Below are 23,016 nucleotides of genomic sequence, written 5' to 3'. Positions count from 1 at the left end.
TTTTTTACGGCCGCTATCATCGCCGTATGTCATTTATCCGTTTCTTCATGGCCGTCATCATACCCGCCGCGTCGTTTAGCGCTTTTCCTGATCCGTCAGCAGGTAGCCTTTTGCCATCCCGGCGCGCGCCATCGCGCAAATTCACCCTCACGATCGCTATCTAAACAACCATTAATATCCATTTACACTATGAATAGAAATGATTAAAGTTCTCATTCGCAATCCAGACCGCAGGCCCGCCGTGTGCGGACTGCTGTCAGCCTAATCTGATGGAATGTTTTTACGCCGGCAGTGGCTGTTGGCCCAGGGAAAGATGCGCGGACGGGGAACGCTTGCCGGGTTCAGAAGCGGAACGCGTCGCGCAACAGACAATAATAAAATCTCGCGAAGGTGAATAATGGTTTTCTCAAACAGTAACAGGGAAGGGCGCATCGCCGGTTCCGCATCCGGAAAACAGGCTGCTCTGCTTTTAACGCCGCTTGCCGCGCTGGTGGCCGTTGCGCTACATGCGCCGGCCGTTCACGCCGCCGACGCGGCGAAAGAGCAGACGCTGGTGGTCGAGGCGGCGGACGACAGCGCCGATAACACCCAGGCGAGCGATTACAGCGTGCCGGTCACCCAGGCGGGCGCCAAAATGACCTTAACCGCGCGCGAAATTCCGCAGTCCGTCAGCATCATCAGCAAGCAGCGCATGCAGGATCAGCAGTTGCAAACGCTGGGCGATGTGCTGAAAAACAGTACCGGCGTGAGCGAAAGCGTGGCCGATTTTGACCGCAGCACCTTCTATTCGCGCGGTTTCCTTATCGATAACTACATGGTGGACGGTATTCCTACCGTGTTTGAAGAGCGCTGGAACCTCGGCGACTCCGCGGCCGACACCGCGATTTACGATCGCATTGAAGTAGTGCGCGGCGCGACCGGGCTGATGACCGGCACGGGCAACCCGTCAGCGGCGATTAATATGGTGCGCAAGCACGCCGACAGCCGCGAGTTTGTCGGCAACGTCTCCGCCAGCTACGGCAGCTGGGATAAGCAGCGCTATGTTCTCGATCTCTCCGCGCCGCTGACCGACTCCGGCAACGTGCGCGGCCGCCTGATCGCCGGCTACCAGGATAACGACAGCTATATCGATCGCTACAGCGCCAACAAGAAATTCATCTACGGTGTAGTGGATGCCGATCTCACCGATTCCACCACGCTCTCCGTCGGCTACGACTATCAGGAAACCAACGCCGACAGCCCGCCATGGGGCGGCCTGCCACGTTGGTATATCGACCACAGCAAAACCGACTACGATCGCAGCGTCAGCACTGCGCCGGACTGGGCCTACAGCGATAAACAGTCGAGAAAAGTGTTCGCCACCCTGACGCAGCGCTTCGACAGCGGCTGGCAGTTCACCCTGAACGGTACCCATACCGAAACCGAACTCGACAGCAAGATGCTCTATATCGATGGCTTCTTCGATAAAAACAGCGGCATCGGCGTCAGCGCTTATCCCGACTATCCGGTGGTCGGCGGCACCGGCTACAACACCGGAAAACGTAAGGTGCATGCGCTCGACGCCTTCGCCAGCGGCCCTTATGAACTTTTCGGTCGCCAGCATGAGCTGATGGCGGGCGTTAGCTACAGCCGTCAACATAACCTCTATATGAGCAGCTTCGCCAACCTGTCGGCGGATGAGGTGGGCAACTTCAACAACTGGAACGGCAGCTTCCCGGAAACCGACTGGGGTCCGCTGAGCCTGGCGCAGGAAGATACCATCCATCAAAAATCCGCCTATACCGCAACGCGCCTGTCACTGGCCGATCCGCTGCATCTGATCCTTGGCGCGCGCTACACCCAGTGGAGCGCCAGCACGCTGACGCAGAATGTCGAGAAGAACCGCATCACGCCTTACGCCGGGCTGATCTATGACATCAACGATGCCTGGTCTGCTTACGCCAGCTACACCTCGATCTTCAACCCGCAGACTTACCGCGATATCAACGGTAGCTACCTTGCGCCGGTGACCGGTAAAAACTACGAGGCAGGATTAAAGGCGGACTGGCTGAACAGCCGCGTGACAACCTCGGTATCGGTATTCCGCATCGAGCAGGATAACGTTGGGCAGAGCAGCAATCTGTTTATTCCGGGTACGCAGGAATCGGCTTACGTCGCCGCGCATGGCACGGTGAGCAAAGGGGTGGAGTTTGAGATCAACGGCGCAGTGACCGATGACCTGCAGATGACGCTCGGCGCCACGCGCTACATGGCGGAAGATGGCGACGGCATCGCGATTAACCCGACCCAACCGCGCACCAGCGTCAAGCTGTTCGCCGCCTGGACGCCGCCGGCGTTGCGCGACCTCACGGTCGGTGGCGGGGTAAACTGGCAGAACAAAGTCTGGCAGAATGTCAGTGCGCCGGAAGGCAACGGCAGCTGGCATGCAGAGCAGGGCAGCTATGCGCTGGTTAACCTCTTTGGCCGCTATCAGGTGACCAAACAGCTGTCGCTGCAGGCGAACCTCAACAACCTGCTTGATAAAAAATATGACACCAGCGTCAGCCAGTATGTGGTTTACGGCGCGCCGCGCAACGTAACCGTCACGGCGAACTACAGCTTCTGACGGTAAGCGGGCTACACTGCCGCTAAAGGGCGACGGCCGGCACAGTACCGGCCGTCGCGCAAACGCAGGAGGAAGCGATGCCCGTTTATGATGAACTCACGCAGTATATTCTCGATCAGATCGCGCCATTGGGGCGCTTCGCCGTTCGCCGCATGTTCGGCTGCACCGCGCTGTTTCACGATGGCCTGATGGTGCTGCTGATCGATCCTGCGGGGAGGCTGTTTTTGAAAACCGATGCCGATAGCCTGAGCCGCTTTACCGCCGCAGGCTGCGAACCTTTTACCTACACCCGGCGCGGCGCGGATGGCACGATGAAAGCAGTTGCGCTGTCATTTTATACCTTGCCCGACGCGCTGCTGGAGGATCAGGAAGCGCTAATCGCGTGGGTGCGTTCGGCGATTGACGCCGCGAAGCGCGCCGACCACGGCAAAAAGCGCGCCGCCCGTCCACCGCGCCCAGCCGCCGGGTAAAGGGGCTGGCGCATTTTCTCGCCGACAAGCGCTCACTTCGGTCTGCGCCCGTCGGCTAACGGCGCCTACGCATTTTCTCGCCGACAAGCGTGGATCCCCAGGTGCTGCTCGCCCGCTACGGGGCCGGCGGATTTGGGCGCAGGCAAGCGTTCACATCATATGCCATGGTACTCATCAGCGGCGCGTCACGCTTTAATCACCGTAATGCCTTTCGTGCTAAAAGGCGTCAGCAGATGCGCTTCGGTATCGCCTTCCACCACCATCGTATTGATCAGCCCCAAATCGCCAATAACCCAGGCTGAGGCGGCATTGATCTTCTCCGGCGAGGCCATCACCACGGTTTCCGCCGCCCGGCCGGCAAAGGCGCGTTTAATGCAGGACTCTTCATAGTCGCCGGTGCTTAAGCCCGCCTCGGCATGAATGCCGGTCACGCCCATAAAAAAGATATCCGCCCGTACCCTGGAGACATTCTCGATCGCTGCCGCGCCGACCGCCACCAGCGAATGCCTGAACAGGCGTCCGCCGATCATGATCACCTCGATTAACGGGTGATCCGCCAGGCCCAGCGCAATGCTCGGGCTGTGCGTCACGACGGTGAGCTGCAGGCTGTGCGGCAAAAAGGTAATCAGCTCGGCGGTAGTGGTGCCGCCGTCGATCATCACCACCTGCCCTGGCTCGATCAGCGCGGCGGCCCTTTTCGCAATGGCGCGCTTGGCGTCCAGACGCAGGTTTTTACGTTCAGAAAAGGTGACGGTGGCGGCGGAGGCGGGCAGCGCGCCGCCATGCACGCGCTGCAGCCGGCCTTCGGCGGAAAGCTCACGCAGATCGCGACGGATAGTATCTTCTGAGACGTTGAATTCTTCGCTCAGCATCTTCGACAGCACCTGCCCCTCAGCGGCGAGCTTTTGCAGGATGAGTTGTTTACGTTGTGAAGTCAGCATAGGGGATCTTCTTAATTGCACGAATGCTCTTGAGGTTGCATGTTTTTGCACGATATAGTGCGCATCTTACCGAAGGAGGTCTATTCATGCCAGTAAAACATGCAGAAACGGGTAGCTTAACGGCCCACCGGCAGGCGGAAGTGCGTATCGTAGAAAGCAAAACCTTGTCCGACGACTGGTATGTGCTGAAAAAGTACACCTTTGATTTCCGGCGACGGGACGGAGAATGGCAGCGCCAGAGCCGCGAAGTCTACGATCGCGGCAATGGTGCGACGCTGCTGCTGTATAACCGCGAGAAGCAGAGCGTGATCCTTACGCGTCAGTTCCGCTTTCCGCTTTACGTAAACCATCACTCTGGTTTTCTGCTGGAGGCGCCGGCGGGGCTGCTGGACAATCTCGATCCTGAGGAATGCATCAGGGCGGAGGCGGAAGAGGAGACCGGCTATCAGGTCGGACAAGTGCAGAAAGTCTTCGAGGCCTTTATGAGCCCCGGTTCGGTGACGGAAAAGCTCTATTTCTTTATCGCAGAATATCAGCCTGACGATCGTTTCAGCGACGGCGGCGGCGTAAAAGAAGAGGGCGAAGATATCGAGGTACTGGAAGTGCATTTTCAGACGGCGTTGCAGGCGATTCGGGATGGCGACATCGTGGATGCCAAAACCATCATGTTATTACACTACCTTGCCCTTAACGGCATCCTGTGAGGCAACGATGAATGCGGAACTGATCCTTATTGCCGGGCCTTATCGCAGCGGCACCCACGGCGACGAAACCCTGATTGCGCAGAACCTGCGGCGGCTGGAGCAGGCGGCGTGGGAAGTCTATCAACGTGGCCACGTACCGGTGATCGGCGAATGGCTGGCGTTGCCGCTGGCGAAAGCGGCCGGTTCGCAGCGGCTGGACGATGAGATTAGCGAGTCGCTGCTCTATCCGGTGGCGCACCGGCTGATCGGCAAGTGCGACGCGATCTATCGCATCGGGGGCGCATCGCAAGGGGCGGACAAGGATATTGCGGTGGCGCAGCAGCACGGCCTGAAAATCTACCGTTCGGCGGAAGAGATTGCGTGGCTGTAGCGGCTGACGGCCACCTTCGTCGTTTTCCCGGCGGGCTTTAGCCAGCCGCCGGGATGCCTTATCGACAGGCGGGTCATCTTTACCGGCAGCCCGTTACGCCTGACCGCCTGAGCGGCGCCGTTCCGCTAACGTTTTCACTGCATTCTCTGTTTTTCGCCCCACAGCAGAGGCGCTGCAGGCACAGGCAAAAAAGCCTGCCGCTGGCCAAATGGATCCGTCTTACGCCAAACTTATCTGCGATGTAACCGAGCGGGATCTGGAAAAGCGCATCGCCCACCAGGATGACCGCGACAAGGGGTAGCGACGGTTCTCCGGATGTCCCCTGCGCCATACTGTACAAAAGGAAAGAGAGGCAGGGTTTATCAGCCCAACTTTAGCTCCGCCTCAAGAAAATCAAGAAAAGCGCGGTTAATTTCGCTGCGTTGTCGATGCTGCGGATAGACCGCATACAGCCCCAGCGGCGCTGGCCAGTAATCATCCAGCACCGTCGTCAGCGCGCCACGCGCCACGGCGGGCGCGACAATAAATTCCGGCAGCAGCACCAGCCCCATGCCCGCGACGGCGGCATCGCGCAACAGTTCGCCGTTATTGCTGATCGCCGGGCCGCGCACCTCAAACAGGGCGCTTTTGCCTGCACGCTGCAGCTCCCAGCCGTTTTGCCCTTCGCGCCCGTAGCGCAGACACTGATGCTGCAGCAGATCCTCCGGCGCGCGCGGCGTCCCGGTGCGCGCCAGGTAATCGGGACTGGCGCAGATCACCCGCTTCAGCGCGCCGAGTCGGCGCGCGATCAGCGTGGAGTCCGCCAGCTTGCCAATCCTGATCGCCATATCAAAACCTTCGCCAATAACATCCACATAGCGGTCGGCCAGCTCCGTCTGGATCTGCACCGCCGGATGCTGCTGCATAAAGCGCACAATCAGCGGCGAAAGGTGGCTCATGCCAAACGACATCGGCATGCTGACTCTGAAGACGCCGTGCAATGCCTGACGATTGGCGGAAACCGCCCGCTCCGCTTCGTGAATATCGTCAAGAATGCGCTGCGCGTGCTGCGAGAAAACCAGACCCGCCTCGGTAACCGACAGCCGTCGGGTATTGCGCATCAGCAGGCGGGCATTCAGTGACGCCTCCAGCGCCGCCATACGGCGGCTGACATACTGCTTGGATAAAAACAGCTGCTCCGCCGCCGCGGTAAAGCTGCCCGCTTTCACCACGGCGACGAAAATACGAAGGTCTTCAATCTGCATATTGTCCACTTATCTGTGACAGTGTTTGTCAATTCAGCGCATTGTGAGGCAATCAGGTTTACATGTAATCTCCTTTCATCGCAAGACAAACGCATTCACCGCACCTATTAAGGAGAACATCATGATTGAACGTCGACTGTCAGAACAACGCGGACTGGGTAATCACGGCTGGCTGCACTCACGCCATACTTTCTCTTTCGCCAACTACTGGGATCCCAAACAGACCGGCTTCTCCGATCTGCTGGTGATCAACGATGATCAGGTGGCGCCGGGCCGCGGTTTCGGCAGCCATGCGCACAGCAATATGGAGATTATCTCTTACGTGCTGGAAAGGGCGCTGGCGCATAAAGATTCCATGGGCACCGGCTCGGTGATTGTTCCCGGTGACGTGCAGCTGATGAGTGCCGGATCCGGCGTGACCCACAGCGAGTTTAATCACTCCGCGCAGGAGGATGTGCATTTCCTGCAGATTTGGGTGGTGCCGGAAGAAAACGGCACGGAACCGGGTTACCAGCAGGTTTCCGTTGCGGAAGCGGAAAAGCGCGGCAGGCTGCGCCTGATCGTCTCGCCGGACGGCCAGCAGAATTCGCTGCGTATTCGTCAGGATGTGAAAATTTACGCCGGGCTGTTTAACGGCGACGAGCAGCAGACCTTTGCGCTGGATGACAGCCGCTACGCTTATATTCACGTGGCGCGCGGCAGCATCACGGTGAACGGCACGCTGTTTAAAGCGGGTGACGGCGCCAGAGTGCGCGATGAAGATACGTTGATCTTCAGCGGCGGCAATGATGCGGAAGTGTTGCTGTTCGATCTGCGTCCGCTGGAAGTTAACCATCCGACGCGTTAACGGCAGAATAACAAGGGGGATGCGATGCATCCCCCTTTTTGGGCTTAACGGCTCTGCAAAAATGCCAGCAGATCGTTATTCAGCCGCTCCTGATGAGTGACGGCAAAACCGTGCGGCGCATTGTCATACACCTTCAGCTCTGCGTTACGGATCATTTCCGCCGCCACCTTGCCGGTGGTTTCAAACGGCACGACCTGATCGTTGCTGCCGTGGATCACCAGCGTCGGCACATCGATTTTTGCCATATCGGGCCGAAAATCGGTTTCGGAGAAGGCGGTCACGCAGTCGATGGTGCCTTTCAGCGACGCCAGCAGGGCGATATTCAGCGTCTGCACCAGCACGCCTTCCGACACGCTCTGGCCGGCGTTGGTGCCGTAGAAGGTAGCGGCAAAATCACTGATAAACTGCGCGCGATCGTTACGCAGCCCGTCACGAATGCCTTCGAATACGCTCAGATCGACGCCCTGCGGGTAGTCATCCGCCTTGCCAAAAATCGGCGTTACCGCGCCCAGCAACGCCAGCGCCGAAACGCGTGCGCTACCGTAACGGCTAAGGTAGCGCGTCACGTCGCCGCCGCCCATCGAGAAGCCGACCAGCGTCACCTCGTGCAGATCGAGATGGGTCAACAGATCGTTAATATCAGCGGCGAAAGTATCATAATCGTAACCTTCCCACGGCTGCTCTGAACGGCCAAAACCGCGGCGGTCAAAGGCGATGGCGCGGTAGCCGCGCTCGGCGAGGAAATTCAGCTGGCTATCCCACATATCCGCATCCAGCGGCCAGCCGTGGCTGAAGAGAACCGGCTTGCCGGTGCCCCAGTCTTTGTAATAGAGCTGTGTGCCATCCTGTGTGGTGAACATCGTCATACAAACATCCTCATTTTGGTTAATGAACAAGGTTTGGGGGTGGGATTACCCTTTCCCGGGCGCGACCAGATAACGCACCGCGGGCGGCGTCTCGCCCTGATGGAAAGCCAGCACCCGATTCTGAATCTTCAAATCGTTCATCGTATGGCGTTCGTGCTGCCGCAGATGCTCAATCCAGGAGCCGACGACGAAGGTTTCAACGAAGATGCCGGGCTGGCGGATATCCTCATAAACCGACCAGCTGAGCGCGCCGCCGCGCCGGCGTACCCGACGGATCTCCTGCACGCAGCGCATAAACGCCCCGGCCTGATGCGGTTCGATCAGGTATTCATAGATCACCATCACCGGGCCGCGCTGGTGGGCGATCGGCGTATCCGGCAGCGCCGCGTCGGCGCCGCTGATCTCAAGGTTCAGATCGGGATCTTTATTCAGCCGCCAGCGCAGGACGGTGGCGCAGGAAAGCACCATGCCCACCGTCGCCACGCAGAGGGAGACAGGAATGGAAAAGTGCGAGGCCAGCTGTCCCCAGACGGCGCTGCCGAGGGTCATCGAGCCGAAAAACACCGTCAGGTAGACCGCCAGCGCCCGCGCTTTTACCCATTTTGCCGCGCTGCGCTGCGCGCCGAGGTTGAGGGTGGAAAGCACGGCAATCCAGGCGAAGCCGGTGAAAAACTCAAAAGCGTTCAGCAGCCAGAAATGACGAATGAAGGCCAGCGCCAGCATCGTCGCGCCGAACAGCAGGCTCGCCAGCACCATCAGGCGATCGGGATCGAAGCGCTGACGCAGGCGCGGCAGCAGCACGGCGCCGCAGATCGCTCCGACGCCGATACAGGCGAGCATAATGCCGTAGCCGCCCGGACCCAGGCCCAGCTCGCGCCGCGCCACCAGCGGCAGCAGCGCCCAGCCGGCACTGCCGAACAGAAAGAAGGCCATGGTGCGCACCAGTACATTGCGCAGCACCGGCGCAGCATGAACATAGCGCAGACCGGCGCGCACCGCCGGGAAGAAATGCTCCGGCGGCAGGCGTTGAATGGTCGGTTCCGCCTTCCAGCGCCATAGCACCCAGGTGACGCCCAGCACCGACAGCGCGTTAAGCAGAAAGACCATCCACGGGCCGGTCAGGGAGAGGATCAGCCCCCCAGCGCCGGGCCGATGGCGCGGCTGATATTGATGCCCAGCGAGTTAAGCGCAATCGCCGCGCCCAGCTCACGCTTATTCACCAGGTCCGGCACGATCGCCTGAAACGGCGGCGAACTCATCGCCGCGCCGGCGCTCAGCAGAAAGGCGGCGATCAGCAATACCGTCGGCGTCACCTGACCGGTCACCGACAGCAGCGTCAGCCCGGCGGCGGCGATAAAAACCCACAGCTGCGAAAACAGCAGGTATTTGCGCCGGTCGACGATATCGGCCATCACGCCGGAGGGCAGGGCGAAGAGAAACATCGGCAGGCTGCTGGCCGCCTGCACCAACGCCACCGACAGCGGATCGGCGCTGAGCGTCAGCATGCTCCAGTTAATGCCGACATCGTTCATCCACGAGCCGATATTCGACACCACCGTGGCGATCCACAGCATGCGGAACAGCGGCTGACGCAGCGGCTGCCAGGAGGAGGCGCCGGCGGGCGCGGCGGCCTGCGCGGCGGCCGCGTGAATATCATTAGCCTGCGCCATAGCGGTACCCCCTGACTGGCGTCCGACCCGGACGCCAGTTGCCCGGCCCGGTTATCATCAGCGTAGTAAAGACGATCAGCAGCAGCCAGCCAAACTGCCCTTCGGCCAGGCTCCAGCCAGGATGCACTGCCAGCATCGCCACCAGCAGCACGCCGATAATCGGCAGACAGGCGAGGCGCGCGCCGACGCCTGCGATAATCAATAACGGACAAACGACTTCAGCGAAAATCGCCGGCAGCAGGCTCATCCAGGGACCGAAGCCGAACGGATCTTCGATGCGCGTCAGTTCTTCGCTGAAGTGAAACACCTTCGGCAGGCCATGCACCCAGAGCAGCAGCAGGCTGCCGCTCAGGCGCAGGAAGAACAGCCCCGCGTCGATGCGGGGCGAAAACGGATATGGGCTTTTCATCGGCGTCAAAAAGCGAAGCAGCTGCAGCCGAGCGCGCCCCAGAAGGCGTTATCGTCGGAGACAGGCACGGAGGCGTGACGCGCGGTATCGTGCTGATGGCTGTGAACGCCGCACGGGCCGCTGCAGTGGTGCGCCGCCGGCATCATGCCGACGCGGCTGGCCTGCGGCGGCGCGCTGCGGTAGTGACCCGGCACCTGCACCACCGGCGACCATTCCGGCAGCACCGGGATCGCGGGTGGCGCCTCAGCGCCAAAGGCGCCTGCCGCGTAGACAATATCGCCGTTCACTACCGTCAGCACCGCTTCAATGCCCTTGATCTCCTCTTCCGGCACGCGGAAGTAATCTTTGCTCAGCACCGCGAGGTCAGCCAGCTGGCCCACCTTCAGCTGGCCCTTTTTCCCCTGCTCGCTGGAGAACCAGGCGCTGCCCTGGGTCCAGAGCATCAGCGCGGTGTCGCGATCGAGGCGCGCGTTAACGTCATACATCTGCATGCCGCCCACGGTGCGCCCGGAGACCAGCCAGTAAAGCGCGGTCCAGGGGTTATAGCTGGCGACGCGCGTGGCGTCGGTGCCGAGGCCGACCGGTACGCCGGTCTCCAGCATACGCGCCACCGGCGGCGTATGGCGGGTCGCCTCAATGCCGTAGCGCTCGGCGAAATATTCGCCCTGAAACGCCATGCGGTGCTGCACCGCAATGCCGCCGCCCAGCGCCTTGATGCGATCGATATTCGCCTGGGTCACGGTTTCCGCATGGTCGAAGAACCAGTGCAGGCCGTCAAAAGGAATATCGCGATTGACGCGCTCGAAGACGTCAAGCATACGGCTGATCGATTCGTTATAGGTGGCGTGCAGGCGGAACGGCCAGCGATGCTCCACCAGATGTCGCACTACGCGCTCCAGCTCATCTTCCATGCCCGGCGCCAGATCGGGACGCGGCTCAAGGAAATCTTCAAAGTCGGCGGCGGAGAACACCAGCATCTCGCCGGCGCCGTTATGGCGGAAGAAATCGCTGCCCTGGCCCGGCGAGAGCATATCGGTCCACTTTTCGAAATCCTCCAGCTCGTGGCCGGGACGCTGGGTGAAGAGGTTATAGGCGATACGCAGGGTCATCTGCTTTTTCTCATGCAGCTCGGCGATCACCTCATAATCTTCCGGGTAGTTCTGAAAGCCGCCGCCCGCATCGATGGCGCTGGTCAGGCCGAGACGGTTCAGCTCGCGCATAAACTGGCGCGTGGAGTTGACCTGCTGCTCCAGCGGCAGCTTCGGTCCTTTCGCCAGCGTGGCGTAGAGGATCATGGCGTTGGGCCGCGCGATCAGCATGCCGGTCGGGTTGCCGTTGCTGTCGCGCTGGATCTCGCCGCCCGGCGGGTTGGGCGTATCTTTGGTGTAGCCGACCACCTTCAGCGCGGCGCGGTTGAGCAGGGCGCGATCGTAGAGATGCAGGATAAACACCGGCGTATCGGGCGCGGCCTGGTTGATTTCGTCAAGCGTCGGCATACGGCGTTCGGCGAACTGGAACTCGGTCCAGCCGCCCACCACGCGTACCCACTGCGGCGACGGAGTACGCAGCGCCTGATCTTTCAGCATGCGCAGCGCGTCCGCCAGCGAAGGCACCCCTTCCCAACGCAGTTCGAGGTTGTAGTTCAGCCCGCCGCGGATCAGATGCAGATGGGAATCGTTAAGGCCGGGAATGGCGGTGTGGCCTTGCAGATCGACCACCTTCGTGCCTTCCTCGTGATACTGCATCGCCTCCGCGACGCTGCCGACCGCCAGAAACTTGCCGTCGCGAATGGCGGCCGCTTCGGCGACCGGGTTTTCTCTGTCAACCGTATGTAGGCGACCGTTGATAAAAATCAGCTCTGCTTTACCGGGCGAGACCATAAATCCTCCTGTCGGAACGTCCGGACAAGGCGATACGGCCCCCGGACAAAAAGGCGTGCCGCTCGGACAGAGCAGGGCACGGAAGTTGGCGGGATTATGGTCAGCGGTTGAAAGCAGCGTCTATTATACGAGCGTATAGTTATACACAGAGATAATAGCCCGCCCCGCAAACTCCTTTTACTATCCGCTCCGACAGCCAAATGCGGCCTGACGTGGTCAGCAGCCCTGAATAAGCATAACGCTCGCCTCTGTATTCTTATCGTGGCTTACCGCGCTGCCGGAGACTGTCTCGTTATTCCGCCCCTTTTTGCGGACTCCTGTTACTTAAACCTCAATGGGTATTCTCATGACCAACGCTAAGCTTGAAGTACTGACCCCTCAGAACAGCCAGATCATTTTTATCGATCAGCAACCGCAGATGGCCTTCGGCGTGCAGTCTATCGACCGCCAGGTGCTGAAAAACAACGTGGTTGGCCTGGCGAAAGCGGCCAAAGTCTTCAACATCCCGACAACCCTCACCACCGTTGAAACGGAAAGCTTCTCCGGCAATACCTTCCCTGAACTGCTGGATGTATTCCCGGAGCATGACATTCTTGAGCGTACCTCTATGAACTCCTGGGATGATCAGAAAGTGCGCGATGCGCTGGCGAAAAACGGCCGTAAGAAAGTGGTGGTCGCCGGGCTGTGGACCGAAGTGTGCAACAACACCTTCGCGCTCTGCGCCATGCTGGAAGGGGATTATGAAATCTACATGGTGGCGGATGCTTCCGGCGGCACCTCGAAAGAGGCGCACGATTTCTCTATGCAGCGCATGATTCAGGCGGGCGTGGTGCCGGTAACCTGGCAGCAGGTGCTGCTGGAGTGGCAGCGCGACTGGGCGCATAAAGCGACCTACGACGCGGTGATGGATATCGTGAAAGAGCATTCCGGTGCCTACGGCATGGGCGTCGATTACGCCTACACCATGGTGCATAAAGCGCCGGCGCGCGCAAAGGGCGCGCACCGCACGCTGGCGCCGGTACCGGCCAACAAATAATGCGTGAAGGGCCGGAGAGCGCTCCGGTCCCTGTCTTCGCCTTTCACCGGAGAATCTCCATGATCGCAGGCGTTATCGCGCTCGGCGCCGGTCTCATTATCGGCCTGCTCTATGCGCTGCTTAAGGTACGCTCGCCCGCGCCGCCCGCCATCGCGCTGATCGGGCTGCTGGGCATGCTGGCGGGCGAACAAGCAGTACAGGCGCTGAAAACGCCGCCTGAGGCGCACGCCGCGCAAAGCCGCGATGCCTCCGCCTCACGCTATACACGGACGGGCTGATTATGATGAAATCAGCGCTGCTCTCCCTGGCGACAGGCCTTCTGGCCGGCATGCTCTATGGGATAAGCGATATTCACTCACCCGCGCCGCCGGTCGTGGCCCTGTTAGGGCTGTTCGGTATGCTGGTCGGCGAGCAAGTCGTGCCGGTATGCCGACGCCTTATCGCGCGACAGCCGGTCACGCTGGCATGGTTTCGTCATGAATGCGTGCCGAAAATCAGCGGCGCCCCGCCTCCCGCAGGTAAAAAAAGATAGTCACGCCCGCGTGAAATCAGACAGAGGATCACAGCATGGTGCTGTCACCGCGCATTGTCATTGTTGACGATGAACGTGCCGTCCGCAGCGGGTTAAGCAATTTACTGCAGTCGGATGGCTTTGAGACCGCCGCTTTTGAGTCGGCGGAGGCGTTTCTCAATGATGAAACGGCGCTGGCTGACGCCGCTTTGCTTATTCTTGATGTAAAGCTCAAGGGCATGAGCGGGTTCGATCTTTATAAACAGGTGGTTTTGCGGCCCGCTCCGCCGCCTGTTATTTTTGTTTCCGGGCATGGCGATGAGAATATGCTGTGGTATGCCATCAACCTGGGCGCTGTGACCTTTTTGCGCAAGCCGATCAACGTCGATACGCTGCTGGAGATCATCCGCCGCGAACTCTACCCATGAGGCGCTTTGATGAGTGAGAAACTTTCTGCCGCCGGCGAGGCGATGCACGGCGCGGTGTTTACCTTAAACGACGAGATGATCTTTACGCCGCTGGCGCAGGAAGGATGCATCGCCTGGATGCGATGCGAGCCGCTGCACGCGGGCGACGCCTTTATTCTCGCCAGCGCTGCCGGCGAAGAGGCGTCGTTTCAGGCGACGCAGCTGTTGAAAAACGAGTTTTCGCTGCGTATGCAGCTGGACGATGGCTGGGCGGTCCGGCCGGTCAGCAGCACGCTGCATCATGGCCGCTACGCGCTGGCGTACGCCCCGTTTCCCTTTAAAACCCTGGCGCAGTCGGCGCGGCCGGCAGCCGGCGGACTGGCTGATTTTCTGGCGCTGGCGGTGCGCATCTGCACGCCGCTGCGGCAGATGCATGCGCTGGGGTTGATTCATAGCGACATCAAGCCCGGCAATCTGTTTCTCGATCCGGATGGCCGCTGCCGTCTGGCGGGCTTCGGGCTGACCCGCGGGCCGGAAGAGAACGCCGGCCAGACGCGGATGACCGCGCCGGGCGGCACCCTGGCCTATATGTCGCCGGAGCATACCACCCGCATTCGCGACGCGGTGGACAGCCGCAGCGATCTCTACAGCCTCGGCATTGTGCTGTATGAGCTGCTGACCGGCACGCTGCCGTTCGATCTCAGCGAAGGCGGGCCGGCGGAGTGGGCGCATCACCATATCGCTTCCGCGCCCCGGCCGCCGCACGCGGTGCGCGGCGAGGTGCCGACGATGCTGTCGGCCATTATTTTACGTCTGCTGGAGAAAGCGCCCGGCAACCGCTACCAGACCGTTGAAGGGCTGATCGCCGATTTACGCCGCTGTCAGGCGAACCTGGCGGAGAGCGGCACTATCGCCGATTTCACGCCGGGCCTGCAGGATCGGCTGCCGGCGCTGGCGCTGGCGGATAACCTCTTCCTGGCGCATCCGCAGGCGGATCGGCTGCTGGCGGCGCTGGATCGGGTCGCCAGCAGCGGCGCGGCGGCGCTGGTAGCCATCGGCGGGCCGCAGGGCAGCGGTAAATCGTCGCTTATCGCCTCGGCGTTAAAAAAGATGCAGCGCAGGCCGGCGCTGCTCGCCGTCAGCAAGGCGGATCAATATTCGCCGGTGCTGCCCTATGCGGTGATCTCCGCCGCCTTTCGCTCGCTGACGCTCTGGCTGCTTGGCCTGGCATCGGCTGACGTGGCGCGCTGGAAGCTGCGGCTGACGCAGGCGCTGGGCAGCTACACCGGGCTGGCGGTGAACCTGGTGCCCGAGCTGGGGCTGCTGCTGGAAAGCAAGCCGCTGATGCCCGCCGATATGCACTCCGCCGACGCCCGGGTGCGCTTTAATCAGATGGCGCACGGCCTGGTAAAGGCGTTTGCCACGCCGGGCCGTCCGCTGGTGCTGATGATTGATGATATTCACTGGATCGATCAGGCCAGCCTGCAACTGCTGGAGTATCTGGCCCAGCACAGCGACGCGTTGCCGCTGCTGATGGTGGTCTCATACAGCGACGCGGAGACGCAGAGCGAAGGTTCGCCGGCCTGCCCGCTGGCGGGGCTGCGCGCCAGCGCCGCCATGCTGCCGGAAATCCGGCCGGAGCCGCTCAGTGTCAAAGCGGTGGCGCGCTGGCTGGCCGATTTTCTGCAAACCCGCGCCGCGGGCCTTGGCGAGCTGGCGGCGCTGATCCATGAGAAAACCGGCGGCAATCCGCTGTTTACCCATGAATTTCTGCGCCGCATCGTGCGCGACGGGCTGATTGTCCCCCATCCGCAGCACGGTAAGTGGCATTACGATCTGGCGGCGATCCGCGCGCGCAACTATACCGAAAACGTCGCCAGTCTGCTGCTGCAGCAGCTGGGCGATATGCCGCTGCCGACGCGTAAGCTACTCGGCTGTCTCGCCAGCGTCGGCGGCGTCGGCAAGCTGGCGCTGCTGAGCCAGACGCAGGGGATCGCCCAGGCGCGCCTGCAGGAGCAGCTGCAGCCCGCCATTGCGGCGCGGCTGATCACTCTGGCGGGCGACGAATACGCCTTTACCCATGATCGCGTACATAAGGCGGCGCAGGCGCTGCTGGCGCCGGAAGAGGCGTGCCGGCTTAACTTCGCCGCCGCCTGCCAGCTGGCGGACGCGGCGCGCCAGACTGACAATAACGACACGCTGTTTCTGGCGGTTTATCACATTACCGCCGCGCTGGATCGCATCTGTGTCTCGCCGCAGCGCGATAGCTTTCGCGCCCTGTGCCGGCTGGCGGCGCAGCGGGCCAAAAGCACCGGCGATTACGCCTCGGCGGTGCGCTATCTGCGTAGCGCGAAACGGCTGAGGCCGGAGGCACCGCACGCCGCGCCGGAGGAGGATTTTACCCTCGATTTCGAGGAGGCGGAGTGCGAGTTTTTACAGGGTAATCTCGCCTCGGCGCTGGCGCTCTGCAGCCGCCTGATGGGCATGCCGGGCAGCCTGGAGCAGAAAGCGGTGGCCGCCTGCATGATGGCGGAGCTGCATATGCGCCAGTCCGATATGCATCTGGCGCTGGAGACCGCGCTGGCATGGCTGGCGGTGTTCGGCATTCATCTCAGCCGTCAGCCGGACGATGAGGCGTGCGCGCGCGCGTGGCAGGCGCTGGAACAGCGCATCGGTCAGGATGCCGTCGGCCGTTTCGGCGCGCTACCGGTCACCGACGACCGCGAAGCGGAGGCGATCATGAGCCTGATGCTCAGCGCCGCGATGTTCGCCGCCTTCGCCTGCCCGGAGCTGCATTTTCTGCTGCTGTGCAAAATCCTGCAGATGACGCTCGATCGCGGGCTGTGCGGTGCTTCCACCGCCGCGCTCGCCTGGTATGGCGTACTGGTGGGACGGCGCTATGATGCCTATCCGCAGGGTTACTGCTATAGCGAGCTGGGGCGCGATCTGGTGATGCGCCACGCGTTCAACAATTTTAAGGGGCGCACCCTGCTGGCGGTCGATCTGGCCAGCGCCTGGGTGGCACCGCTCAGCGTGGCGGTGGACAACGCCAAAGCCTGTTTTACCGTGGCGGTGGATAACGGCGATTTAACCGCCGCCTGCTTTATCATCCGTCATCAGACGATGAACTTCCTGCTGCGCGGCGACCACCTTGAGGGCGTGCAGACCACTATCGAGCGTGGGCTGAGCTTTATCCGCAAGCGGCGCTTCCCCGATGTTGAGGTACTGCTGCAGATCCAGCGGATCTATGTCACGCACCTGCGTAACGCCTCGTCCACCGGCTTTAGCGGCGCGGATCTTTTTCCGGAATCGCTGATCGCCGCGCCCGGCGAGAGCAACCGGCCGATGCCGCTGACGCAGTTCTGGTTCTGGCTCTATCGGGCGAAGGCATACTTTATGGCGGGCGAATATCCGCAGGCCGCCGACTGCCTGCGCGAGGCGGCGCCATTTACCCGCGCGGTGCCTGGCTATCTGCATCTGCTCGACTATCACTTTTACAGCGCGCTCTCCCTGACGCTTAGCCTGACGCCGGCGGAGTTTGACGCCGAACGGCGGCGCGAGGCGCTGGCGCACCATGCGAAAATCACGCTGTGGGCGCGCCATAATCCCGACACCTTTGCCGATAAAGCGGCGTTGATCGGTGCCGAGCTGGCGCGCCTGGAGCAAAGAAACGGCGACGCCAGCGCGCTGTATGAACAAGCCATCCGGCTGGCGGGCGAGGCGGAGTTTCACCCTATCAACGGGCTGGCGTGCGAGCTGGCCGGGCGCTTCGCCAGAAGCTGCGGCTATCAGGTTGCCGCCGATGCTTACTGCAAAGGGGCGTTCGCCGCCTGGCGCCGCTGGGGAGCGCTGGCGAAGCTACGCCAGCTGGAGCGGCGTTACCCGCACCTCGCGCCGTCGGGGCAGAGCAGCCCTTACGACACCATCGCCTTTGCGCCGAACGAGGTGATCCGCGATCTGGAGAGCGTGCTGCGCGCGGTCAGGGCGATGACTGAAGAGATCAACCTTGACCGGCTGATCCATATTCTGATGACCATGCTGCTGGAGCGGGCGGGCGCGCAGCGCGGCCTGCTGATCCGCATTCTCGACGACAATATCCCGGAAACCCAGGCCTGGGCGGAGACCACCGCCGACGGCGTGAAGGTCAGGATTGTCAAAGAGACGCCGTCGGCGACCGATATGCCGCTGTCGGTGCTGGCGGCGGTGATGCGCACCGGCCAGGAGATCCGCACCAGCAGGCCGGAGGTATTCAGCCCGTTCAGCCAGGATGCCTATCTGGTGACCTCGGGCGCGGCAGTGCTTTGCGTACCGATGTATAAGCAGGCCAAAATGGTCGGCGTTCTCTATCTCGAGAACCGCCTGATGCCGGAAATTTTCACTGCCGAACATTCGCGCATCGTCAGGATGCTGGCGGCGCAGGCGGCGGTATCGCTGGAGACGGCGCGGCTTTATGCCGAGCTGCTGGCGGAGAATATTCAGCGTCGCCGGGTAGAGAAAGAGCTGCGCGCCAGCCAGACCTCGCTGATGCTGGGTGAACGCATCAGTAATACCGGTACCTGGCGCTGGGAGCTGGAGCAGGATTTGATGTATGTCTCCGATGAATATGCCCGCATCCTTGGGCTGCCGGAGAGCCAGCGCACTATCTCCATGGCTGATTTCCTGACGCTGGTGCATACGGAAGATCATCAGCGCATCAGCAAGCTGGTGACCGACAGCGTGCGCAACGGCGTATCGATGCGCGCCGAATTCCGTATTCTTCGGTCGGATGGCGACTGCCGCTATATTCTTGGCGTGGGCAACCCGATCGGCGAGGATGCCAGCATCGCGGAATATTTCGGCACCATCACCGACGTTACCGCGCGCCGGCAGTCGGAAGATGCGGTGCGGGTGGCGCAGGCTGACCTGGCACGCGTGTCGCGCGCCACCACCGTCGGCCAGCTGACGGCCTCGATCGCCCATGAAATCAATCAGCCGCTGATGTCGATCGTCGCCAACGCCGGGGCGAGCCTGCGCTGGCTGAGCCGCGAGCCGGCGATGCTGGGCAACGCGCGCGCCAGCCTGGAGGAGATCATCAGCGAGGGCGAACGCGCGGGCAATATTATCCGTGGGTTGCAGGCGCTGACGCGCAATCAGCAGTCAAGCTGGGCACGCGTCAATCTGCATCATCTGGTTTATCACATCATGGCGCTTTCGCGCAGCGAGCTGGAGCAGCGGCAGATCGTTCTCAACTATGCGCTGACGGCGGAACAGGCTGTTATCTACGGCGACAGCGTGCAGATCCAGCAGGTGCTGCTCAACCTGGTGGTGAACGCCATTGATGCGATGGCGGAGGTTCACGATCGGCCGCGCGTCATTACTGTCACATCATCCAACCCGGCGGCGGGAAAAATTCGTCTGGAGATTGCCGATACCGGCGTGGGGCTAAGCCCGAGGTGCGGGCGCGGCTGTTCGATTCGTTCTATACCACCAAAGAGCAGGGCATGGGGATGGGGCTGACCATCAGCTACGGCATTATCGAAAAGCACCTCGGCGAACTGAGCGCGGCCAGCCGCGAACCCTATGGCAGCGTCTTTTCCTTTACGCTGCCGGGCGACAACGGCGAGCCGGCGTGAGGCGCGCTTGCCGCGTTATCAGGCTGGCGACGTGGCACCGTTTTACGCGACAGCGGGGGGCGATGCGCGCAGGGGAGATAACCGGCGCTAACGCCCCTGAGTCTGCACGATATTCAGACGTCCCGCCGCCCTGACCAGATCGGTCAGCGAACGCGCCGCCATCTTTTCCATCACCCGTCTTTTATGCACTTTAGCGGTAATTTCGCTGACGCCCATCGCGGTGGCGATCTGCTTATTCAGCAGGCCGCCGATCGCCAGCTGCAGCACTTCACGCTCGCGCGGCGTCAGGGATTCATAGCGCGCGGTCAGCGTTTGCAGCTCTTGCGAAGCGCAGAGGTTCTCCTGCGCCAGCTTTAGCGCTTCCGACACCGCCGCCAGCAGCAGCCGCGGCACCGCCGGCTTGGTCATAAATTCGCAGGCGCCCGCCTTCATCGCCTTGACCGACAGCGGAATGGTGCCGTAGCCGGTAAGAAAGATGGTGGGGATAAGGTGGCCAAGGCGACGCAGGGTATCAGTCACGTCAAAGCCGTTGGCTTCCGGCATATTCATATCAAGGATCAGGCAGCCCGGCGCCGGGCTGAAAGGGTGGGCGAGAAACGCCTGCGCGGAGGGGAAATCGGCGACCTGATAATCTTCCGCCGTCAGCAGGCTCACCAGCGACTGCCTGACCGAATGATCGTCATCCACCACGTACACTATCGGATCCATAATTAGCCCCTCTCATCAGTGTGTCTGCTCCGGTATGGATAAGCCTGGCGAAAACCTGAATTTTTTTGCTGGTTAAATTACGGCAACATAACGCTAAACTTTCTGAAACATGCTGGATGTTATCACAATAATTATCATTATCATGTTTGAAATAATATTGCGGTGCTGAACCGGTTAAATAACTGACATAAAAGGATTAAAATTTGATCTGCCTCACGGGCGACGCGCCAGCCAATCCGGGGAAAACAGGAAATTAGCGCGCCTGAGCGGGCTGCAGAATAGCGAATTTCTGAATGTTTAGCGCGGCGGCAAATAGGTTTAAAAAAGCAAAAGCGCCAAAAAAATAAATCATGATCCACATCATCTCTACATTTTTCACATAAACCCGGCTTGATTGATCCAGCGCAAGTTCAGACATTTCGCACTCTGGCAAGTTATGGCGAAGAAGAGGCGCGAGCCTGGGCAATAATGGAGAGTCGTCATGTCATTGAAAATGGGTATCACCGGCGTGCTGCTGGTATGGCTGGTCTATGTGGGCTGGATGGTGAGCTACTACAGCAGTACTTTTAACCTGTTTACGCACTAACCGATCCGTTGCCGCTCGCGTTCGTTTCTGTCAGGAACGGGCGGCGCGCGGCCGGCCCCCGGCATATCGCACCCGCCCCCTGGCCCCGCGCCGGAAGTTGATTACCCGCCGCTTAGCACCGTTTTCCGACCGCCCGGCGCGCCATAGCGCCGCTGACGCGCTTTGCCGCCGCCTGCAGGCGCGCGGCGTGACAGGATAGCCCCGACCTTTTTTATCTCTGGAGTGGGCTATGTCACACGCATTGACGTTTGTTATCGCGACGCTGTGTATCCTCGCTATCTGCTATCGCTTTTACGGCGTCTTTTTCGTCCGTAAAGTGCTGAATGCCGATGACAGCGAGGTGACGCCGTCGCATCAGCTGGAAGATGGCAAAGATTACGTACCAACGAAAAAATGGGTGAACTTCGGCAGCCATTTCGCCGCCATCGCCGCCGCCGGACCGCTGGTGGGGCCGGTGCTGGCGGCGCAGTATGGCTATCTGCCCAGCTTTCTCTGGTTGCTGATCGGCTGCGTTATCGGCGGTGCGGTGCATGATACCGTGGTGCTGTTCGCCTCGATGAAGCATCAGGGGAAATCGCTTTCGGAAGTGGCGAAATCGGAGCTGGGACCGGTCGCCGGCTGGTGTACCGGGCTGGCGATGCTGTTTATCATCACCATCACCATGGCGGGCCTGTCGATGGTGGTGGTGCATGCGCTGGAGCGCAACCCATGGGGTACCTTCGCGGTCTTTATGACCATTCCGGTGGCGATCGGCGTTGGGCTGTGGGAGCGCGTCACCGGCAGCATGCGCGGCGCGACCTGGGTCGGCATTCTGGTGATTTTCGGCTGCGTGATCGCCGGCCCCGCCATTCAGGATTCCGCGTTCGGCGCCTGGCTCAGCCTTAAGGCGTCAACCGTCAGCCTGCTGCTGCCTTTCTACGCCTTTTTCGCCACCGCGCTGCCGGTCTGGATGCTGCTGACGCCGCGCGGCTATCTCTCCAGCTTTATGAAAATCGGCGTATTCGGCGCGCTGGTGGTCGGCGTGGTGTTTATCAACCCGGAAATCCAGTTTCCGGCGGTGACGCAGTTTATCCATGGCAACGGCCCGGTGCTGGCCGGGCCGGTCTGGCCCTTTATCTCGATCACCATCGCCTGCGGCGCCATCTCCGGCTTTCACGCCTTTATCGGCTCTGGCACCACGCCGAAGCAGATCGATAAGTGGAACGATATTCTGCCGGTCGCCTTCGGCGCCATGCTGGCGGAGTGCATGGTGGGGGTGATGGCGCTGATCGCCGCCACTGCGCTGCATCCGGCGGACTATTTCGCCATTAACTCGACGCCGGAGGTATTTGCCGGATTAGGCATGAACGTGGTGCATCTGCCGCAGCTCAGCGACGCGATCGGCCTCGATCTTTACGGGCGCACCGGTGGCGCGGTAACGCTGGCGGTCGGCATGGCGGATATCTTTACCCGCATCCCCTGGTTTAGCCACCTGGCCTCTTACTTTTTCCAGTTTGTGGTGATGTTTGAAGCGGTATTTATCCTCACCGCCGTCGATTCCGGCACCCGCGTGGCGCGTTATCTGCTGCAGGATTTCCTGGGCGATATCTGGGCGCCGCTGAAGCGCACCAACTGGATGCCCGGCGCGGTTGGTTGCAGTGTCGTCGCCTGTTTGCTGTGGGGATATTTACTGAACTCCGGCGATATCAACTCCGTTTGGGCACTTTTCGGCGTCTCCAACCAACTGATGGCGTCGATTGGTCTGATGATCGGCGCTACCATCATTTTACGCATGGCGCAGAAGCGCCGCTATATGCTGACCTGCCTGATCCCGCTGGCCTATCTCTATGTCACGGTTAACTATGCCGCCTGGTGGATGGTGAAAAATGTCTACTTCAACGCTGCGGCAAAAGGCTACAACCTGTTCAACGGCACCATCTCGATCATTATGGTAACGCTGGGGTTGATCATTATGATCGCCTCTCTTCAGCGTTGGATCCTGCTGTGGCGCACAAGATCGCAGGCGGCGCCGGTCGAGGTGCTTTCCTGAACATGACGTTGCATGAAGGCCGGTAAAACCGGCCTTTTTTATCGCCGGCGTGTGCTTAAAAGGGCGGCAAAAGCGCTAACGGTAGAGATAACCGGCGGGGCGGAAGCGCCTGATGAGCCAA

The 23,016-nt window shown here is 61.0% G+C and carries 17 protein-coding genes and 2 pseudogenes; 11 read left to right on the top strand and 8 right to left on the bottom strand.

Going from position 1 to position 23,016, the window contains the following annotated elements; all coding sequences use genetic code 11:
* Positions 1 to 397 precede the first annotated feature (397 nt).
* Together fhuE and C2E15_RS16370 are read left to right on the top strand one after the other, a co-directional pair.
* A complete protein-coding gene (gene fhuE, locus C2E15_RS16375) occupies positions 398 to 2,605 on the top strand; it encodes a ferric-rhodotorulic acid/ferric-coprogen receptor FhuE (protein ID WP_104958310.1) in 2,208 nt (735 codons plus the stop codon).
* Between the two features lie 77 nt (positions 2,606 to 2,682).
* Positions 2,683 to 3,075, top strand: a complete 393-nt coding sequence (locus C2E15_RS16370) for a TfoX/Sxy family protein (RefSeq protein WP_104958309.1) — start codon at positions 2,683 to 2,685, stop codon at positions 3,073 to 3,075.
* A 185-nt stretch (positions 3,076 to 3,260) separates the two neighbouring features.
* On the opposite strand, the gene C2E15_RS16365 is transcribed toward C2E15_RS16370, so the two are convergent.
* The gene (locus C2E15_RS16365) at positions 3,261 to 4,016 is read right to left on the bottom strand and encodes a DeoR/GlpR family DNA-binding transcription regulator (RefSeq protein WP_104958308.1); all 756 of its coding nucleotides are present in this window, start codon (positions 4,014 to 4,016) and stop codon (positions 3,261 to 3,263) included.
* A gap of 86 nt (positions 4,017 to 4,102) precedes the next feature.
* Here C2E15_RS16365 and nudK point away from each other — a divergent pair, with 86 nt between their 5' ends.
* Entirely contained in the window at positions 4,103 to 4,720 is a 618-nt protein-coding gene (nudK, locus tag C2E15_RS16360; protein WP_104958307.1) for a GDP-mannose pyrophosphatase NudK, read from the top strand.
* Positions 4,721 to 4,727: 7 nt separating this feature from the next.
* Positions 4,728 to 5,090, top strand: a complete 363-nt coding sequence (locus C2E15_RS16355; protein WP_104958306.1) for a DUF4406 domain-containing protein — start codon at positions 4,728 to 4,730, stop codon at positions 5,088 to 5,090.
* Between the two features lie 362 nt (positions 5,091 to 5,452).
* Here C2E15_RS16355 and C2E15_RS16350 read toward each other — a convergent pair whose 3' ends face one another.
* The gene (locus C2E15_RS16350) at positions 5,453 to 6,334 is read right to left on the bottom strand and encodes a LysR family transcriptional regulator (protein WP_104958305.1); all 882 of its coding nucleotides are present in this window, start codon (positions 6,332 to 6,334) and stop codon (positions 5,453 to 5,455) included.
* A 121-nt stretch (positions 6,335 to 6,455) separates the two neighbouring features.
* Between C2E15_RS16350 and C2E15_RS16345 the strand changes: the two genes are divergently transcribed.
* Positions 6,456 to 7,181 (top strand): pirin family protein, encoded by a 726-nt coding sequence (locus C2E15_RS16345; protein ID WP_104958304.1) that lies wholly within the window; start codon positions 6,456 to 6,458, stop codon positions 7,179 to 7,181.
* A gap of 44 nt (positions 7,182 to 7,225) precedes the next feature.
* Here the strand turns inward: C2E15_RS16345 and C2E15_RS16340 are convergent, their stop codons facing one another.
* From C2E15_RS16340 to C2E15_RS16325, 4 genes and pseudogenes are all read right to left on the bottom strand, one after another.
* Complete coding sequence (locus C2E15_RS16340; RefSeq protein WP_104958303.1) at positions 7,226 to 8,047, bottom strand: alpha/beta fold hydrolase; 822 nt, start codon at positions 8,045 to 8,047, stop codon at positions 7,226 to 7,228.
* Between the two features lie 45 nt (positions 8,048 to 8,092).
* Positions 8,093 to 9,717, bottom strand: a pseudogene (locus C2E15_RS16335) (MFS transporter).
* Positions 9,704 to 10,126 carry a DoxX family protein gene (locus tag C2E15_RS16330; RefSeq protein ID WP_104958302.1) on the bottom strand — a complete coding sequence of 141 codons (423 nt, stop codon included), beginning with the start codon at positions 10,124 to 10,126 and terminating at the stop codon, positions 9,704 to 9,706. Before C2E15_RS16330 ends, C2E15_RS16335 begins: the two are co-directional and overlap by 14 nt.
* 5 nt (positions 10,127 to 10,131) lie before the next feature.
* On the bottom strand, positions 10,132 to 12,006 hold the full coding sequence (locus C2E15_RS16325; protein WP_104958301.1) for an amidohydrolase: 1,875 nt from the start codon (positions 12,004 to 12,006) through the stop codon (positions 10,132 to 10,134).
* Between the two features lie 346 nt (positions 12,007 to 12,352).
* Between C2E15_RS16325 and C2E15_RS16320 the strand changes: the two genes are divergently transcribed.
* From C2E15_RS16320 to C2E15_RS16300, 5 genes and pseudogenes are all read left to right on the top strand, one after another.
* Positions 12,353 to 13,042 carry a hydrolase gene (locus C2E15_RS16320; RefSeq protein WP_104958300.1) on the top strand — a complete coding sequence of 230 codons (690 nt, stop codon included), beginning with the start codon at positions 12,353 to 12,355 and terminating at the stop codon, positions 13,040 to 13,042.
* A 59-nt stretch (positions 13,043 to 13,101) separates the two neighbouring features.
* Positions 13,102 to 13,320: a DUF1427 family protein gene (locus tag C2E15_RS16315; protein WP_104958299.1), complete on the top strand. Its 219-nt coding sequence runs from the start codon at positions 13,102 to 13,104 to the stop codon at positions 13,318 to 13,320.
* 5 nt (positions 13,321 to 13,325) lie between these two features.
* Positions 13,326 to 13,574 carry a DUF1427 family protein gene (locus tag C2E15_RS16310; protein WP_104959219.1) on the top strand — a complete coding sequence of 83 codons (249 nt, stop codon included), beginning with the start codon at positions 13,326 to 13,328 and terminating at the stop codon, positions 13,572 to 13,574.
* A gap of 35 nt (positions 13,575 to 13,609) precedes the next feature.
* The gene (locus C2E15_RS16305; RefSeq protein ID WP_104958298.1) at positions 13,610 to 13,981 is read left to right on the top strand and encodes a response regulator; all 372 of its coding nucleotides are present in this window, start codon (positions 13,610 to 13,612) and stop codon (positions 13,979 to 13,981) included.
* A 9-nt stretch (positions 13,982 to 13,990) separates the two neighbouring features.
* A pseudogene (locus C2E15_RS16300) lies at positions 13,991 to 19,572 on the top strand (trifunctional serine/threonine-protein kinase/ATP-binding protein/sensor histidine kinase).
* An 87-nt stretch (positions 19,573 to 19,659) separates the two neighbouring features.
* Here C2E15_RS16300 and C2E15_RS16295 read toward each other — a convergent pair.
* The gene (locus tag C2E15_RS16295; protein WP_104958297.1) at positions 19,660 to 20,280 is read right to left on the bottom strand and encodes a response regulator transcription factor; all 621 of its coding nucleotides are present in this window, start codon (positions 20,278 to 20,280) and stop codon (positions 19,660 to 19,662) included.
* A gap of 253 nt (positions 20,281 to 20,533) precedes the next feature.
* Positions 20,534 to 20,698, bottom strand: coding sequence for a hypothetical protein (locus C2E15_RS21775; protein ID WP_167391891.1), 165 nt, complete (start codon positions 20,696 to 20,698; stop codon positions 20,534 to 20,536).
* A 397-nt stretch (positions 20,699 to 21,095) separates the two neighbouring features.
* Here C2E15_RS21775 and C2E15_RS16290 point away from each other — a divergent pair, with 397 nt between their 5' ends.
* A complete protein-coding gene (locus tag C2E15_RS16290) occupies positions 21,096 to 22,895 on the top strand; it encodes a carbon starvation CstA family protein (protein WP_104958296.1) in 1,800 nt (599 codons plus the stop codon).
* The last annotated feature ends 121 nt before the right edge of the window (positions 22,896 to 23,016 follow it).

The sequence above is a fragment of the Mixta gaviniae genome, from assembly GCF_002953195.1.
In the GTDB taxonomy this organism is placed as follows: Bacteria; Pseudomonadota; Gammaproteobacteria; order Enterobacterales; family Enterobacteriaceae; genus Mixta; species Mixta gaviniae.
Note: the sequence above shows the minus strand (reverse complement) of the source record. Positions and strands in the feature narration are given on the sequence as shown.